The sequence below is a fragment of the Pseudoalteromonas sp. bablab_jr011 genome (genome assembly GCF_016464045.1).
Taxonomy (GTDB): Bacteria; Pseudomonadota; Gammaproteobacteria; order Enterobacterales; family Alteromonadaceae; genus Pseudoalteromonas; species Pseudoalteromonas lipolytica.
Genome location: NZ_JACDWU010000118.1, coordinates 1 through 211 on the forward strand (window position 1 = coordinate 1; position 211 = coordinate 211).

At 46.9% G+C, this 211-nt stretch carries 1 protein-coding gene; it reads left to right on the plus strand.

Translation table 11 applies throughout. The annotated features are described in order from the left end of the window. Window positions 1-211 (plus strand): reverse transcriptase domain-containing protein (locus tag JIG41_RS04675; RefSeq protein ID WP_249406608.1); only part of this gene is annotated, 211 nt, incomplete at both ends.

The window sequence follows — 211 nt, forward strand, 5'->3', positions numbered from 1 at the left end:
AGGTCTTGAGCAACGCATAAAGTCCACCGCACTTAAAAATGGGGCGAGAGCCAACTTTATAGGATACGCCGATGATTTCGTCGTCACTTGCACTTCAAAGGACGTGCTGGAGAACGATATCAAACCGTTGATTGCTGACTTCTTAGCACACAGAGGCTTAACGCTCTCCGAAGAGAAAACGCACATTACTCACATTAGCCGTGGTTTTGAC